Here is a 15,570-nt window from a genome sequence, read left to right on the forward strand (position 1 = left end):
CATCTGGGATCCGGACGACAAGCCCCTGCGGGTCGCCGGGCATCGAGTGCCGGGGCGGCGTGATGTTCGGGCGGTTTTCCGTCATCCCGGGGGGCGGGGAGACGCCCTGGGATTCCAGCGCGGGAAACAGCTCCGGTGCGGTGGGCACCTCCGGGGCGGTGGCGCAGCTCGGCCCGGCCAACTCGCCGTAGCGGGGACAGTCGACGCGGACGTAGGTGCGACTGGGCGTGAGCGCGATCGCCGCCTTGACCCGCAGGAGGTTGTCGTCCGGATCCCAGATGACGTCGTAGACCCGGTTGGCGAGGTTCTGCAGTTTCGTTGAGACGCCATGGAATTCGTCGCCATGATCTGCGATCACCCCGATCGGCGGAGTCAGCGCAGTGGTGATGGTGATCATCCGATCGGCCTGGTTCTCCAGCGCGGCGGCTAGGGTGGTCGCGGTGTCATGCCCGCCGGTCAACAGGCTGGACAGCTGCGGTCCCTTCTCGGCGATGGTCGTCATGGGCCGGATCGATCGGTCCAGCGCGTCGAACAGCTCAGGGGAGACGCGATGCAGGCCTTCGGCTGCTGCTGCCAGGGCCGACAGGGTGGTCGGGTCGGTGTCGTCGGTGGCGACCACGGAATTCAGTTGCGCGAGGATCTCGTTGAGATTGTGGCCGGTGTCGGTCAACTCCTTGCCCCGCCCGTGGGTGGCCGTGCCCAGGGCGGCGATCACGCCGACGGTGGTGTCGTCGGGCTTGCGGCCCAGCGGACTGACCAGTTGCCGCAGCTTGTTCAACACGTTCTGGAACAGCACGGTGGGCAGTGACTCGTCCTCGAATACGACCGAGCCGGAACGCAGGTGGTCTGAGCCGGCGCCGTTGTCGACCAACTGGATTGCCGACACCGCGAACAGGTTGGCCGGCACGACGCGGGCGGTCACGGTGTTGGGGATCTTGGCGGCATGTTCGGGTTTGAGCACCACGTGAACGTCGTTGGGCAGGCCGTGCGTGGACGGGGTGATGTCGGCGACCGAACCGACCAGCAGGTCGTGATACTTCACGTCGGACCGGGGCGGCAGGCCGTCGCCGATGTTGGACAGCCGCACGTCGATCCGGACCAGGTTGTCCAGCCGTCCTTGGGACTTGGCGACCATCAACGTCGCGGTCGCGACGGCGACGGTGATGAACACCACGCCGAGGGCGAACACCCGCAGGTTGGAGGGTCCGCGGGGGTCGGTGTCGAACGAGTTCGGCATCGGCTAACCCCCGAACCTGGCGCCGGTCTCGACGCCCCACAGCGCCATGGTCATGAACATGTTCACCACGACGACGGCGGTGACGCTGGTGCGCATGGCGCGTCCGGCGGCGACGCCGACCCCGGCTGGGCCGCCCGAGGCGACGAACCCGTAGTAGCTCTGGATGGTCGACGAGACGAACACGAAGACGGTGGCCTTGAACGTCGCGTACAGCACGTCGCGCCCGTTGACGAACAGCGAGAAGTAGTGCAGGTAAGAGCCGTTGGATTGCCCGGAGATCAGGATGACGGAGAACTGGCAGGACAGGTAGGCGATGCCCAGCGCCACCAGGAACAGCGGAACCACTGCGATCACCGAGGCGACCGCCCGGGTGGTGACCAGGAACGGGATCGGGTTGATCGCCATGGCTTCCAGCGAGTCGATCTCCTCGTTGATGCGCATCGCGCCGAGCTGGGCGGTGAACCGGCAGCCGGCCTGGGCGATGAACGCCATTCCGACCATGATCGGGGCGAGTTCTCTGGTGGTGGCGAACGAGGAGATCAGGCCGGTGGCCGGTCCCAGGCCGAGCAGGTCCAAAACGTTATAGCCCTCGACGGCGACCAGCGCACCGGCGATCGCCCCCAGCGCCAGCGCGACGGCGATGGTGCCGCCGCCCACCACGATCGACCCGTTGCCCCAGGCGATGTCCGAGAGCAACCGCAGCATCTCGCGCCGGTAATGCCGCAGCATCGCCGGTATGGCGGTCAGGGTGCGCCCGAAGAAGTGCACCAGATGCCCGGCGCGGGCCACCGCCAGGAAGGTTCCGTGGGCCGACCCGGCGATCGGGCGTAGCCCGGGGAGCTGAAAAGCACTGGGAATGACCATCTTCTACAATGCCTGCCTCGGAAACAGGATCACGTAGAGCTGGCTCATCAAGACGTTGACGAACATCAGCAGCAGGATGGATTCGACGACTGCGGCATTCACCGAGTTGGCGACGCCGGCCGGCCCGCCGTGGCTGGCCAGGCCCTTCTGGCAGCTCACGATCGCCACGATGATCCCGAAGACGATGGATTTGGCGAACGCCAACCACATGTCACCGACATCGGAGAATGACGAGAACGTGGCGATGAACGAGCCCGCGGTCCCGTTCTGCAGGAACACGTTGAAGATGTAGCCGGCCACGTAACCGACGAAAAAGGTGATGCCGGTGAGCAGCACCCCGACCGTCATCAGGGCGGCCAGTCGCGGTACCACCAGGCGCCGCACCGGCGAGACGCCCATGACCTCCATGGCCTGGATCTCCTCGCGCATGGTCCGCGATCCCAGGTCGGCGCAGACCGCGGATCCGACGGCGACGGCAAGCAGCATCGCGGCGACCAGGGGAGCGGCTTGGCGGATGATGACCAGCCCGGTGGCCGCACCGGCGAGCGAAGACGCGCCGACCTGGCCGGCCAGCACGCTGAACTGGATCGAGAGGGTCACGCCCACCGGGATGGTGACGAAAACGGTTGGCAGGAACGCGGCGCCGGCCACGAAGGCGGTTTGATCGATGAATTCACCGACCAGGAAGCGCCCGGTGAACAGGTCGACGAACAGGTACTGGATCGCCCGAACGCCGAGCACCACCTGGCTGCCGCCGGTGCCCAGCGACGCGATGGGATGGTTCTTCAGGTACTGCAGGAACCAGTCGACCACGGTCCGCAGACCCGGCCGGCCGGCCAGTTGTTCATCGGCGATTCGGATCAGCCGGCGCGAGGATTCCGGTGCAGCCATCACTGCATGCAGACGTTGGAGAACAGCAGCACCGGCCACGACACGATCGACCCGAGGAAGGACACCACCAGGTCGATGCCTTGCATCTCGTGCAGGTGGGCGGTGTGGGTCAACGACCAGATCAGCCCCACGATCAGGTAGGGCGTGCCGACGATCAGGCCCAGGCCGATGAGTTCTGCGACGCTCATCCGGTAACTGAGCAGTCGGCCTATGCCGTCGATTCCAGACATCCGTCTCTCCCGACTTTTTCGATGTCCCGCCCCCGCCGGCGCGGGTGTGATGCAGGACGCACTTGGTGCTGCGGGTGCAGCATGGCACAGCGAGTAAGCGGCGGGCAAGAGAAAAGTTAATTTTGGTTCCACCCTGGACTGTTGTGGGGGAATCCGCCGCTGCGGAGATCGGGCCGACCAGCCGGTCCGTTGCTGCACGTGACTGATAATGAAAAAGTCGTGTGAGCTGCGAATACCATGCGTCATCGAACCCGGGCCCGGGTGCCGGTGCAGGGCTGGGGGCGAGCGGGCCAGTTCGGCGCGGAGGCCGGATTAGTTAATTTCAGTTACGCAACGATCTTGGTTGGCGCCGGGTCGCGGCCCGGCGCGGCAGCCGCCGGATGCTGCCGATTTGGCGCCGCGGCCACCCGTTCGGTAACCTCGTAGACACCGACGCGGGGTGGAGCAGCTCGGTAGCTCGCTGGGCTCATAACCCAGAGGTCGCAGGTTCGAATCCTGTCCCCGCTACTAGTGAGATCGGCCCCCGGAGAACATTCCGGGGGCCGTTTCCCATCGGCGATCCGAACGCGACCGGTGAGGCGATCTTCGAGCTGGTCGACACCGACGTGAGTTCGGTCGGTGGACCATCCGAGCGGCGGTCGCTACCCGGGGGCGAGGATGCGCTGCAGGAACGCAACCTGATCCTTGACGACCCGCTCATGCCAACCGGCGCCGGGATATACGTCGAAGTGGTCGCAAGGGTAGTGGTGCACCGCCGCCCGCATCCGCGTCGCCGCCACGGTCGCCGCTGCGGGCGGGGCGATACGGTCTTGATCGCCGATCTGCACCAGGGCCGGGCAGCGCACCCGGTCGGCGCTCGCAACCGGCCGGTATAAGCCCATCACCATCACCAGTCGTGCGGCGAACTCGTTGCGCCAGGTCGGCCCGGCGATGCGGACCATCCCCTCGACGGCCCCCTCGGCGCTGAGGCCGGCCACGTCCCCGGGTGCGGCCACGACCGGGATGAGCACGGGCGGGCGGCCGAGCAGGGCCGCCATGACGTCACGCGCGCCGCGAGCCATCACTCGCATGATGTGTCGCGGCCCGAGCGTCCGCAGCATGTGGGTCACCACGGGCAGTCCGTCGGTCGCGGGCGTCAGCGAGATGACCCCGGCCAGCGTCGGATCCTCCGCCGCGACCCGGATGACGTGCCCGCCCGACAGCGACACTCCCCACGCCACGACCCGCGCCGCATCCACGCCGTCGAATCGCCGCGCGTAGTCGACCACCGCGTGGTAGTCGGCGATCTGCCGAGCGGGGACGATCAATTGCCTTGGCTGACCGGATGATTCGGCGAAGTGCCGGTAGTCGAACGTGACGACGTCAGTGCCCGCCGCGGCCAGCGCCGCAGCGAACTCGAACAACCCGCAGTCCTGGGTCGCGCCGAGGCCGTGGGCCATGACGACGCAGGGGCGGCCGGGGGGACCGGTCAACGCGTCCGTCGTCGCCGGGAAGTGCCGCGCCGCGATGTTCTCGCCGGCGACCGGGATCTGCATCAGGGCCGATGTCACTGTGCGGCCGCTCCGAAAAGCGCTGTGTGCCAGACGTGAATGATCGCTTCGCGAAGCGGTCCAGCGGCTTCCGGGCCGTCGTCGGACCGGACATGGCGGTCGAGGACCCGTTCGTTCATCGAGATCAGCGAGTGGGCGAGTGCTGCGGCGTCGGGAATGTCGATGGTGGGCTGGATGGTGATGAAGTCGCAGACGAACTCCTCGTAGCGCCGTAACCACTGGTCCCAGATCGCCCGTGCCTCGGGGTCGTAGTCGCGGGCGTCGAGCATCGCCCGGAACAGCGTCCGGTGGGTGCGCCACGACTCGAAGGTCCGCATCATCGCGTCGGTGACGGAGGCGCGCGGGTCACCGCCGCCCGCGAGGGCACCCCCGATCGTGAAGACGTCGTCGTGGAAGATGTTGCTCAGCAGTTCGGTGACGGCTTCATGCTTGCCGGCGAAGTAGAAATAGAACGCCGGCCGTTTCAGACCCGCCGACCGGGCCACCTCGGCGATGCTGATCTCGGCCAGCGACTGGGTCTGCAACAGCTTCTCGAAAGCCTCCAGAAGCCGCTGCCTGCTCTGGTCGCCGCGCGGTTGCGGCCGGCGCGGGTTGCGTCGCGACGTCTGCGTCGTCTCAGGCGGCACCGGCGGCCTCGCGGGCCCGACCGGCCAGCTGTACCGGTCCCAGCTTCTCGACACGGCGCCGCCCGGCGGGCAGTTCACGCTTGCGCATATCGCGCTCGTAGTCCCAGTAGTCCACCTGCTGGGTGTGCCGCGGTTTGTCGGCGAAGTGCCCGACGTACTTGCGTTCGTCGGCGGCGATGACGCGCGTCATCTCGGCCTCGGACGGGGGCCGGTAGGTGCCGGCCAGATACGCCGCGGCCAACCGGGCCTGGCACTCCACGAACGGGAACAGCGTGGGCACCGCCTGGGCGAATCCGATGAACAGCAGGTCGTCGATGCCCGGTTTGAGGATTCGTTTGTACAGCGGCAGTCGGTTGTCCGGGGCCTCGATGAAACTGCGGTCGAAGAACGGGAACGTGATGTTGTATCCCGTCGCATAGATGATGACGTCGGCGTCGACGGACGTACCGTCGACGAATCTCACCGAACTGCCGTCCAGGCGTTCGATATTCGGCTTCGCGGTCGCATCGCCCGATCCCAGCCGCATGAGGAGTTCGGCGGACTGGGTGGGGTGCGCCTCGAGAAAGCGGTGGTCGGGTTTGGGCAGGCCGTAGCTCTGCGGATCACCGAACATCAACCGCGCGAAGGGCTGCATCGCCCGGCGCTGCCAGGACAGCGGGATCACCGGCAGCGAGCGCGCGACCTGGTCGGCGGTCTTGCCGAAGATGTACTTGGGCACCACCCAGGCGCCCGAGCGGGTGGAGAGATAAACCGTATTGCGCCAGGACTTCTGGGAAAGCTCGGAAACCAGGTCGGCGGCCGAGTTGCCGATGCCGACGACGACGATGCGCTTGCCGCGCAGATCGAGCGGTTCGGTGGGGTCGATGTAGCGGTGGGCGTGGATGCTCTCGCCGGTGAACTCGCCGGGGAAGTCGGGGGTGCGCGGGTCCCAGTGGTGCCCGTTGGCGACGACCAGGGCGTCGTACCGCCGGGTCTGTCCATCCGCGGTCTCGAGTTCCCAGCCCCCCGGGGGCAGACGTCGCGCGTGCTTGACCCCGTTCTGGAACTGGATGCGCTTCAACAGGCCGAACGTGTCGGCGTAGTCGTCCAGGTATCCCTTGATCAGGGAGTGATGCGGGAAGTCGGGGAGGTCGTCGCGCATCGGGAAGTCGCGAAACGACAGGCACTCGCGTGAGGTGTCGATGTGCAGCGACCGATAAGCGCTGGAGTGGCCGTTCGGGTTGCGGAACGCCCAGTTTCCGCCGATCCGGTCGGACGAGTCGAAGCAGTCGTACTCGATGCCGGCGTCGGCGAGGTTTTTGCCCGTGGTCAAACCGCTGATGCCCGCACCGATGATCGCCACTGTTGGAGACGAAACCATGATTCCCGCCGTTCTGTGAACTAGGACACAACACAGATTACTCAATTTCTGACAGCTGTCAAAAAACTCCGAGCGGGCGGGGCGGCGGTGATCCGGTCTACGCTGCCGGTCATTCCGGTGTCATCATCGCCGTGTGCTGCTTCGCGACCGGGGCCCTTGCAGAGGTTTCGGTGGATGCGCTTGCGTTACGCCGTCAGCGTTTCTCGCATCCCCGGCTTGAGTACACCGGCGAGAACATCCCAGCCCACCGTGACCGGGTAGTAGTCGCCGAGCACGTGGGCGACCGGCAGGTAGATCACCAGCCCGTCGGCGGCAGGCACCCAGTCGGCCAGCTGATCGGCGACCGGCTGCGGCGGTGTCTGGCCGGCGAGCAACTCATCGTCGGCGATCTCGACCTTCAATCCGTCGACCACCGCGGTCAGGCCGGCGGCCGGATCGGTGAACAGATCGGTCAGGGCGAGCGGCCTGGCGGCGTGGGCGTCGATCACCGCCGTGGCGACCACGTTGTACGGATGCGCGGCGCGGTCTGGATAGATGTTGAGAACCAGCACCCCGGCGACCGCGCCGGTGCCGATGTGGGAGACCTCGCTTCGGTGGTCCCGGGCCAGGATTCCGGGCGCGACCGTAACCGGCGTGTCGTCATCGGCGGGTTGCAGGTAACGGTCGAGGGCCGCGCGCATCTCGGTATTGAACATCTCGCGCACCGCGGCGTCCCCGCCGCGCAGCTGGGGAAGTTCCGCCTGGTAGGTGACGGTTCCGCGAGTCCCGTCGTCAGGTTCGATGAAGCCGGTCAGCGGTGTGGCCCGCACTGTCGCCGAGCTTGCCGAGGTCGCCGTGGTCGCCGACTCCGGGCCGTCGGAGGTGCTCGAGTCGCAAGCCGTAGCCAGCCCGAGCATCGTCACCACCGCCGTGACCGATGCCAGTGCGCGAATCGCCGATTGCCCACTTCCCATTCGGGCCTCCTCACAGCACCCACGGCGCGATCAAGGTCATCGCCCCCATCACCGCCAACCCGAGGACGAACGCCACCACCGTAAACCCCATGACCTGACGCACATTGAGTTTCGCGATGGCCAGCAGCGGCAGCAGCCAGAACGGCTGGATCATGTTCGCCACGCCTTCGCCGACGGCGACCGCCATGGAGATCAACCCGAGATAGGCGGATGAGTGCTGGCCGATCGCCAGCGCGGAGTCGACCGCGATCGGGCCCTGCACCGCCCAGTGCCCGCCGCCGGAGGGCACGAACAGGCTGATGATCACCGAACCCAGGAACGTCAGGAACGGCAGCGTGTACTGCGTGGCGCCGTTCACCAGCATCTGGGCCAGCACGGTCTGCAGCGGCGTGGAGCCCTCGGCGCCTTGATACGCCAGCAGGCCGATCAGCCCGCCGTAGAGCGGGTACTGCAGCAGCAGCGGGCCGGAGACCTTGGCGGCACCGGTGAACGCCCGGATGAAGCGGATCGGCGTGCCGTGCAGCAGGGCGGCGGTGATGGTGAACAGCATGATCATCGAGGCCATATTGAGCGTGAAACCACTCAGCACGAAATACGTCATCCCCGCGGCGAACACGAGCACGTTGAGGAGCCACTGGTTCTCCAGCCAGTCGGCGAAGGTCTTGCCGGTCTGCGGCGCTACGGGCGGATCTTCGTCGTCGAATACCGCGGCGTCCGGCGCAAGCCCCACCGAAGGCTCCATCCGCCACACCGCGAGGGCGAGCACCGCCAGCACGATCAGCACCGACAACCAGCTGTAGGGCTGGAAGATGGTCTGGCGCAACGGCACGGTGAACCCGGTGATCTTGTGGATCACGTTGATCGGACTGCCGGCATCGGTGTTGGCCAGCGCGATCGACGACGACAGCCCCTGCGTCCAGACGATGAAACCCATAAACGCCGCGGCGATCAGGTAGCCGAAATGCGAGTCGGGGAACCGTCTCGCGACCTGGCGGGCGACCAGTGCGCCCGCCACCAGGCCGAGACCCCAGTTCAGCAGGGACAGCACGGCACTGACGGTGAAACACAGCAGCGCGCCCCGGGTCTGGCTGCGCGGTGTTGCCGCGACGCGCACGATGGCCCGCTTGAGCACCGGCGCCTCGGCCAGCGTGTAGCCGGTCACCAGGATCAGCACCATCTGGAAGGCGAACGTGAAGATGTTCTCCGAACCCCACACGCCGCTGTACCAGGCGGTCACCATTCCGCCGGCCGACGCGCCCCGCACCAGCACCGCGACCAGGCCGGCGACGATCAGGGTGAGGATCACCGCGAACAGGTACGGGTCGGGCATCAGGCGCTCGACGTAGCGCACGCTGAGCCCGGTCAGCGATTGCAGGACGCCCCGACGTTCGGCCCGGTCCGCCGAGCTCGTCGTCATCGCATGGTGGCGTGCAGGGCGTCGGTCATCGCCTCGATGGCGGCTTCACGCTCCAGCGGCCAACCGTCGACCAACCACAGATGCATGAAGGAGTCGACCATGGTGTACATCATCGCGATGGCCAGCCGCAGCTGCGCTTCGGTGGCGCCGGGCATGGCGTCGGCGTCGATCCACTCGGTGACGTTGGCCTCCATGGTGGCCCGGTGGGCTGCGGCGAATTCCGGATCGGCCGCCCGCGCCTGGTGCAGTGCCGTGTAGAGCTGCGGGGCGGAGGTGTAGAAGTCGACCACCTTCTCGAAGAATGCTCTGATCGAAGGCCGGCCCGATCTGCCGCCGCGCGGTGCGTCCTGCTGGGCCCATACGGTCATCCGGGTGTTGCGCAGCTCGCGCAGCACCGCCGCCTTGGAGTCGAAGTGCAGGTAGAACGTCGCGCGTCCGATCCCGGCCCGGCGTGCGATGTCGTCGATGGTCACCGCGACATAGCCGCGTTCGGCGAAGGCCTCCAGCGCGGCGGCCATGATGTGGTCGCGGGTCATGATGCGGTGCCGGTCGCGCATCGTGAGTTTTGGTGTGGTGGTGGTCATTGCAGCACCACCCCGTCGAGCCGGCCGGTCGAGCGCCATTTTGCCAACATGTCGAAGAACTCGACGGGCTTGCCGCCGAAGTTCGTCGACAGCATGCCGTGCGGATTCTCCTTGTCGCCTTCGGAGCTGAGGTAACTCGGTGTGCACTCGGCGTAGAAGGCCTTGGGCTTCTCCGAGGCCGCATCCATCGCGGCCAGCCACTGATCCTCGGCGGCCCGGGTGGCCTCGATGGTGTTCGCGCCGCGCTGCACGAACGTGTTGATCAGGTAGGCGAAATGCTGCGCGCGTTCCTCGGCGGTATGGGTGTAGTTGGGGGAGACCCCGGACTGGGTGTAGCCGAGGAAGAAGCAGTTGGGGAAGCCGTGGGTCTGCAGGCCGTGCAGCGTCCGCATGCCCTTGGCCCACTTGTCGCTCAGCCGCACGTCGTCACGGCCAACGATCTCGAAACCGAGTCGGCGGGTGAACTCGGTGCCCACCTCGAAGCCGGTCGCGAACACCAGTGCGTCGAGTTCGTATTCGACCCCGTCGACGACGACGGCGGTTTCGGTGAACCGCTCGACGCCGCGCCCGTCGGTGTCGACCAACGTGACGTTGTCCCGGTTGAACGTATCGAGGTACTGGTCGTGGTAGCCGGGACGTTTGCAGTTCAGCCGGTACCAGGGTTTGAGCGACTCGGCGGTCTTGCGGTCGCGCACGGTTGCGTCGATCCGTGCCCGCAGCCGCTCCATCGCCACATAGTCGGCGTGGAACAGGAAGTCGCCGATCTCCTCGGGCGTCATCGCCCGGCCCAGCCGCTGGGTCTCCCGCATCACCGCGGACTCGCTCAGTTCGAGGGCCTTCTGCGTCCAGCCGTCGTCGGTGAGGTCGAGGTCCATCTCCACCCCGCAGGTGACCCGGGTGAAGTTCTCCATGCGCTCGCGCTGCCACCCCGGCTTCAGGCCGGCTGCCCACTGCGGATCGGTGGGCCGGTTGCCCCGCACCGAGACCGTGCTCGGGGTCCGCTGGAACACGTAGAGCTGCCGGGCCCACTCGCCCAGGTGCGGAATGCACTGCAGCCCTGTCGAACCGGTGCCGATGACGCCGACGCGCTTGTCGGCCAGTCGGGTCAGCCCGCCGGATTCGTCACCGCCGGTGTAGCCGAAGTCCCAGCGGCTGGTGTGGAAGGTGTGCCCGCGAAACTCGTTGATGCCGGCGATACCCGGCAGCTTCGGCCGGGTCAGCGACCCGGGGGAGACGGCGACCAGGGTCGCGGTGAACGCGTCGCCGCGATCGGTGCTGACCTGCCAGCGCTTCGACGTCTCATCCCAGCGCAGGCCGGTGACGGTGGTGCCCAGCAACGCGTTCTCGTACAGGCCGTAGTGCGTGGCGATGTTCTGCAGGTGCGCACGGATCTCCGGTCCGTGTGCGTAGCGCTCGGTGGGCAGGTAGTTCAGCTCCTCGAGCAGCGGCAGATAGATGTAGGACTCGACGTCGCACTGCACGCCCGGGTAGCGGTTCCAGTACCAGGTGCCGCCGAAGTCCCCGGCGGTGTCGATCATCCGGATGTCGTCGATTCCGGCCTCGTGCAGTCGCGCGGCGGCGATCAGGCTGCCCAGGCCGGCGCCGATGATCGCCACCTGGACGTGGTCGTACACCGGCTCGCGTTCGACGCGTTCGGACCACGGGTCGTCGGCGTAGTGCGAGAAGTCCGCGGTGACCTCGATGAACTGGTCGACGGCATCGGGGCGCATCCGCTTGTCGCGCTCCAGCGCGTACTTCGCCCGTACCCACTCGGCGTCGTACCGTGCCGGTTGGGACCCCACGGCGGCAACCGTCTCTGCCATCTCGTCGTGCTCCTCGCGCCCGTGCCATTTCGCTGGACAGAGTGTCCAGTGAACAGACTAGGCGATATCTTGCCAGACACGACGTATGCGGTCTCGCCTTCGGCAGTCGCCGTCAGGTCAGAGACGCTGCGCGGCGAACCGCGCCGCCTGGCCCACCATGCCGTTCGCCGGGTACATGGCATGGGCGATGTTCGGCGGCCCGCCGGGTGCGCCGTTGCAGATGGTGTCCTCGGGAGCGCACAGTTCGATGGTCTTGGGCGCATACAGTGGGCCGATCTTGACCGGCGGTGCGCCGTAGCCGCGAAGGAAGTCTTCGGACGGCAGACCGAGCAGGGCCACCGCGGCAACGTGGTTGGCCACCTCCGGCGGCATCGGCGAGGGCACATAGCCCAGGAACTCAGCCGGCACCTCCTTGGGCACCGACGGCGAGGTGACGAAACCGGTGACGACGGCGCCCTGGGAGAAGCCGCCGAGCACCAGCTTGGTATCGGGGCAGCGCGCCGCGGTCGCCTGAATGTGGTCGGCCTCGTCGCGAATCCCGTCGACGACGGTTCGGGCGAAGTCGATACCCGCGCCGAAATCGCCGCTGGCGGCGTAGTTGACCGGGTAGACCTCGACCGATCTGCCGCCGGCTTCGGCGCGTAACGCGTCGACGAACGCTTGCCCGACGCCGCCGACACCGGGCGGTTCACCGGTACCGCGGGCGAACACCACCTCCACGTCCGGGCACGGCTGCGCTGATGCCGTCGCTGCCGGAGACAGCAGCATCGCCCCGATGGTCAGCAGCACCGCGCCGAAGCAGCGTGCCGCAGTACGTGGCCACTCGGCCTGATTCAACTTGGTGTCCATCACTGTCCCCGCTGGCTTCTGTCGTCTGGGATCCCTGCCCGATGCGGGTACCCAGGTTCAGGCCGCGGGAAGCAGCGAATCGGCGGCCGGGCGCTACCCCAGCAGTCGCAGCACGACCTTGCCCGCCGCGGTGCGGTTCTCCAGCGCCGACAGCGCATCAGCGGCGTCCTCCAGGGCAAACACCTCCGGTTGCGGCGCCGGCACCGTCCCCGAGGCCAACAGCTGCTCCAGCACGTCCCACTGCCGCTGCAGCTCGCCGGGATGCGACATCACCCACGCGCCCCAGCCGACGCCGACCACGTCGATGTTGTTGAGCAGCAGCCGGTTCACCTTCACCGTGGGAATCTCACCGCCGGTGAACCCCACCACCAGCAGCTTCCCGCCGGGCGCCAGCGAACGCAGGGAGTCGGTGAATCGGTCACCACCGACCGGGTCGAGGACCAGATCGACACCCTTGCCGCCGGTCAGCTCGGCCACCGCACCGCGGAATCCCTCGGCCAACACCGTGTCGGTGGCGCCGGCGGCCTGGGCTACCTCGGCCTTGGCCTCGGTGGACACCACGGCGATCACCCGCGACGCTCCCAGCGGAGCCGCCAGCCGCAGCGCCGAGGTGCCGATGCCGCCGGCAGCGCCGTGCACCAGCACCGTCGCGCCCTCCGACAGCTTGCCGCGGGTGGTCAGCGCGAACAGCACTGTGAGGTCGTTGAACAGCAGCCCGGCCCCGGCCTCGAACGACACCACGTCCGGCAGCTTGAACACCTGGGCGGCGGGCAGCGCGATCACCTGCGCCATCGCGCCGTTGAGCATGGTCAGCGCGGCCACCCGATCGCCGGCGCGGACATGGGCGCCCGCCGGGGCGCTGCGCACCACCCCGGCCGCCTCCCCGCCCGGCACGAACGGCAGCTCGGGTTTGTGCTGGTAGAGCCCGCGTGACTGCAGCACATCGGGGAATGCCACCCCGGCGGCGTGCACGTCGATGATGACCATGTCGTCACCGGACGGCTCGTCGAGATCGACCACCCGGGCGGCTGTCGGTCCGTCGAGATGGGATATCTGTACCGCGCGCATGGGCGACCTCCGTATGTAGTGGCTGAGGAAAAACTTAAACCACCTCGGCGTAGACTCGCGATGCGGCAGCGTTGCCGCACTTTTGATGAGGTGGCGATGAGTGCTCTGAGTTCTTCGGGGTCCGGTCGGCGACGGGGCGCCGGCACCTTTCCGGCGGCGTTACCGCCCGCTCGCACCATGGCGGTTCGGGCCGCCGACGGAACCAAGCTGCACACCCAGGTGTTCGGCCCGGCCGACGGCTACCCGGTCGTGCTGGCCCACGGCATCACCTGTGCCATCCGGGTCTGGGGAAACCAGATCGCCGAGCTGGCCAACGACTACCGGGTGATCGCCTATGACCATCGCGGTCACGGCAGCAGCGGGGTGCCCAAGCGCGGCGGATACACCCTGACCCACCTGGCATCCGATCTGGATTCGGTGCTGGAGGCCACGCTGGCTCCAGGTGAGCGCGCCGTGATCGCCGGGCACTCGATGGGCGGCATCGCGATCAGCGCCTGGTCGGACCGCTATCGCCACCGGGTCGAAGAGCGCGCGGATGCGGTAGCTCTGATCAACACCACCACCGGCAACCTGCTCGCCGAAGTCGACTTGTTCTCGGTGGCACCACCGCTGCAGCGGGCGCGGGTGCAGGCGGCGCGCCGGGCGCTGCTGACGTTCGGCAGTGTCCCGATCGTCGGGCCGGCGAACTTGGCGGTCCGGCGATTCGTGCACATGCTCGCTGTCGGCGGTGAGGCCGACCCCGTGGTCACATCATTGATCTGCGACCTGTTCGCCCGCACCCCGCCGGCCGGCCGCGGTCACTGGGTGCGCACCCTCGTCGACTCGCTTGGCCCCTCGTCTTACCTCAACCTCGACGGGCTGACCGTGCCGACCCTGGTCATCGGCAGTACCCGCGACCGGCTGCTGCCCATGGTGGCGTCGCGGCGCATCGCCGATATCGCACCCAATCTCGCCAGGTTCGTCGAGGTCGGTGGGGGACACTGCTCGATCCTCGAACACCCCACCGTGGTGAATCGCGAGCTGCGTGAGCTCGTGGAACTGGTCACCGGATCGGCGGCCGGCATGACCGCCGATCAGGGAATCATCTCCTAGCGCGGTTCTGACGGCTCCTGACAGCAGTGAAAGTCCTCACCGCGCTTAGCGGACTGACCGGCGTCGTCGAGCAAGCCCGCGAGCTGCGGGATGCCGGTGTGCGCGGCGTCTTCACCTTCGAGGGGCCGCACGACGTGTTCGCACCCCTGACGCTGGCGGCCGGTGTCGGCGGCCTGGACCTGATGACCAACGTCGCGATCGCTTTCCCGCGCAACCCGATCCACCTCGCGCACCAGGCCAACGACCACCAGCTGCTCAGCGGCGGACGGTTCGTCCTGGGTCTGGGCACCCAGGTGCGCGCGCAGATCGAGAAGCGGTTCGGTGCGGCCTTCGACCGGCCGGTGGACCGCATGGTCGAGTTGGTCGCCGCGCTTCGGGCGATCTTCGAATCCTGGAACACCGGCGCCCGCTTGGACTTTCGCGGCCACTACTACCGGCACACCTTGATGACCCCGACGTTCAGCCCGGGGCCGAACCCGTACGGCGTCCCGCCGATCTATGTCGGCGCGCTGGGCCCGCGGCTGACCCGGGCAGCCGCCGAACATGCCGATGGGCTGCTGGTGATGCCGTTCTCCACCAAGCGATTCCTGCACCACAACACCATGGCAGCGGTCCGCGATGGGCTGGCACAAGCAGGGCGCGCACCGGAAGACTTCGCGGTGGTGCCCGAAGTCATCGTGGCCACCGGCGCCACCGATGCCGAGCGAGAGGCCGCCGAAGCCGCCACCCGGATGCTGCTCGGCTTCTACGCGTCCACACCCGCATACGCCCCGGTGCTGGCCGCCCACGGCTGGCAAGAGCTGCAACCCGAACTCAACGCGTTGTCCAAGCAGGGGCAGTGGGCGCAGATGGGGGCGGCGATCACCGACGAGATCCTGCACACCATCGCCGCCTGCGGCACTCCGGCGCAGGTGGCCGCGCACATCCGCGACCGGGTCGAGGGCGTCTCCGAGACCGTCTGCGTCTACCAGGCGGCGCCGATCGCCCCGGCGCTGATCGGCGAGATCGTCAGCGAACTGCGCTGAT

Annotated in this window: 15 protein-coding genes and 1 tRNA gene; 3 read left to right on the top strand and 13 right to left on the bottom strand. The window is 67.7% G+C overall.

What is annotated here, in order from left to right; all coding sequences use genetic code 11:
• The 4 genes from AWC24_RS14295 to AWC24_RS14310 all read right to left on the bottom strand — a co-directional run.
• The coding region (locus AWC24_RS14295) for an MlaD family protein (RefSeq protein ID WP_109560484.1) at positions 1-1,237 on the bottom strand (1,237 nt) is incomplete at its 3' end.
• Between the two features lie 3 nt (positions 1,238-1,240).
• A complete protein-coding gene (locus tag AWC24_RS14300; RefSeq protein WP_407663406.1) occupies positions 1,241-2,101 on the bottom strand; it encodes an ABC transporter permease in 861 nt (286 codons plus the stop codon).
• 3 nt (positions 2,102-2,104) lie between these two features.
• On the bottom strand, positions 2,105-2,992 hold the full coding sequence (locus AWC24_RS14305) for an MlaE family ABC transporter permease (protein ID WP_085085988.1): 888 nt from the start codon (positions 2,990-2,992) through the stop codon (positions 2,105-2,107).
• Positions 2,992-3,180, bottom strand: coding sequence for a hypothetical protein (locus AWC24_RS14310; RefSeq protein WP_407663439.1), 189 nt, complete (start codon positions 3,178-3,180; stop codon positions 2,992-2,994). The genes AWC24_RS14305 and AWC24_RS14310 overlap by 1 nt, the downstream gene beginning before the upstream one ends.
• A 475-nt stretch (positions 3,181-3,655) precedes the next feature.
• Between AWC24_RS14310 and AWC24_RS14315 the strand changes: the two genes are divergently transcribed.
• A tRNA-Met gene (locus AWC24_RS14315) sits at positions 3,656-3,729 on the top strand.
• Between the two features lie 134 nt (positions 3,730-3,863).
• Here the strand turns inward: AWC24_RS14315 and AWC24_RS14320 are convergent.
• From AWC24_RS14320 to AWC24_RS14360, 9 genes are all read right to left on the bottom strand, one after another.
• Positions 3,864-4,772, bottom strand: coding sequence for an alpha/beta hydrolase (locus AWC24_RS14320; protein ID WP_109560485.1), 909 nt, complete (start codon positions 4,770-4,772; stop codon positions 3,864-3,866).
• Positions 4,769-5,398 (bottom strand): TetR/AcrR family transcriptional regulator, encoded by a 630-nt coding sequence (locus tag AWC24_RS14325; RefSeq protein WP_085085992.1) that lies wholly within the window; start codon positions 5,396-5,398, stop codon positions 4,769-4,771. Before AWC24_RS14325 ends, AWC24_RS14320 begins: the two co-directional genes overlap by 4 nt.
• Positions 5,388-6,758 carry a flavin-containing monooxygenase gene (locus tag AWC24_RS14330; RefSeq protein ID WP_085085994.1) on the bottom strand — a complete coding sequence of 457 codons (1,371 nt, stop codon included), beginning with the start codon at positions 6,756-6,758 and terminating at the stop codon, positions 5,388-5,390. Before AWC24_RS14330 ends, AWC24_RS14325 begins: the two co-directional genes overlap by 11 nt.
• A 185-nt stretch (positions 6,759-6,943) precedes the next feature.
• Positions 6,944-7,711, bottom strand: a complete 768-nt coding sequence (locus AWC24_RS14335; RefSeq protein WP_085085996.1) for a hypothetical protein — start codon at positions 7,709-7,711, stop codon at positions 6,944-6,946.
• A gap of 10 nt (positions 7,712-7,721) precedes the next feature.
• Positions 7,722-9,128 carry a TIGR00366 family protein gene (locus AWC24_RS14340; RefSeq protein WP_085085998.1) on the bottom strand — a complete coding sequence of 469 codons (1,407 nt, stop codon included), beginning with the start codon at positions 9,126-9,128 and terminating at the stop codon, positions 7,722-7,724.
• Positions 9,125-9,712, bottom strand: coding sequence for a TetR/AcrR family transcriptional regulator (locus AWC24_RS14345; RefSeq protein WP_163705309.1), 588 nt, complete (start codon positions 9,710-9,712; stop codon positions 9,125-9,127). Before AWC24_RS14345 ends, AWC24_RS14340 begins: the two co-directional genes overlap by 4 nt.
• On the bottom strand, positions 9,709-11,535 hold the full coding sequence (locus AWC24_RS14350; protein ID WP_085086003.1) for a flavin-containing monooxygenase: 1,827 nt from the start codon (positions 11,533-11,535) through the stop codon (positions 9,709-9,711). The genes AWC24_RS14345 and AWC24_RS14350 overlap by 4 nt, the downstream gene beginning before the upstream one ends.
• A gap of 117 nt (positions 11,536-11,652) precedes the next feature.
• A complete protein-coding gene (locus AWC24_RS14355; protein WP_407663407.1) occupies positions 11,653-12,384 on the bottom strand; it encodes a cutinase family protein in 732 nt (243 codons plus the stop codon).
• 93 nt (positions 12,385-12,477) lie between these two features.
• On the bottom strand, positions 12,478-13,452 hold the full coding sequence (locus tag AWC24_RS14360; RefSeq protein ID WP_085086005.1) for an NADPH:quinone oxidoreductase family protein: 975 nt from the start codon (positions 13,450-13,452) through the stop codon (positions 12,478-12,480).
• Between the two features lie 177 nt (positions 13,453-13,629).
• On the opposite strand from AWC24_RS14360, the gene AWC24_RS14365 reads away from it, so the two are divergent.
• Together AWC24_RS14365 and AWC24_RS14370 are read left to right on the top strand one after the other, a co-directional pair.
• Positions 13,630-14,544 (top strand): alpha/beta fold hydrolase, encoded by a 915-nt coding sequence (locus AWC24_RS14365; RefSeq protein WP_085086007.1) that lies wholly within the window; start codon positions 13,630-13,632, stop codon positions 14,542-14,544.
• Between the two features lie 26 nt (positions 14,545-14,570).
• Positions 14,571-15,569 carry a TIGR03617 family F420-dependent LLM class oxidoreductase gene (locus AWC24_RS14370; RefSeq protein WP_085086009.1) on the top strand — a complete coding sequence of 333 codons (999 nt, stop codon included), beginning with the start codon at positions 14,571-14,573 and terminating at the stop codon, positions 15,567-15,569.
• Position 15,570 lies beyond the last annotated feature (1 nt).

Source organism: Mycolicibacter senuensis, assembly GCF_002101885.1.
Taxonomy (GTDB): Bacteria; Actinomycetota; Actinomycetes; order Mycobacteriales; family Mycobacteriaceae; genus Mycobacterium; species Mycobacterium senuense.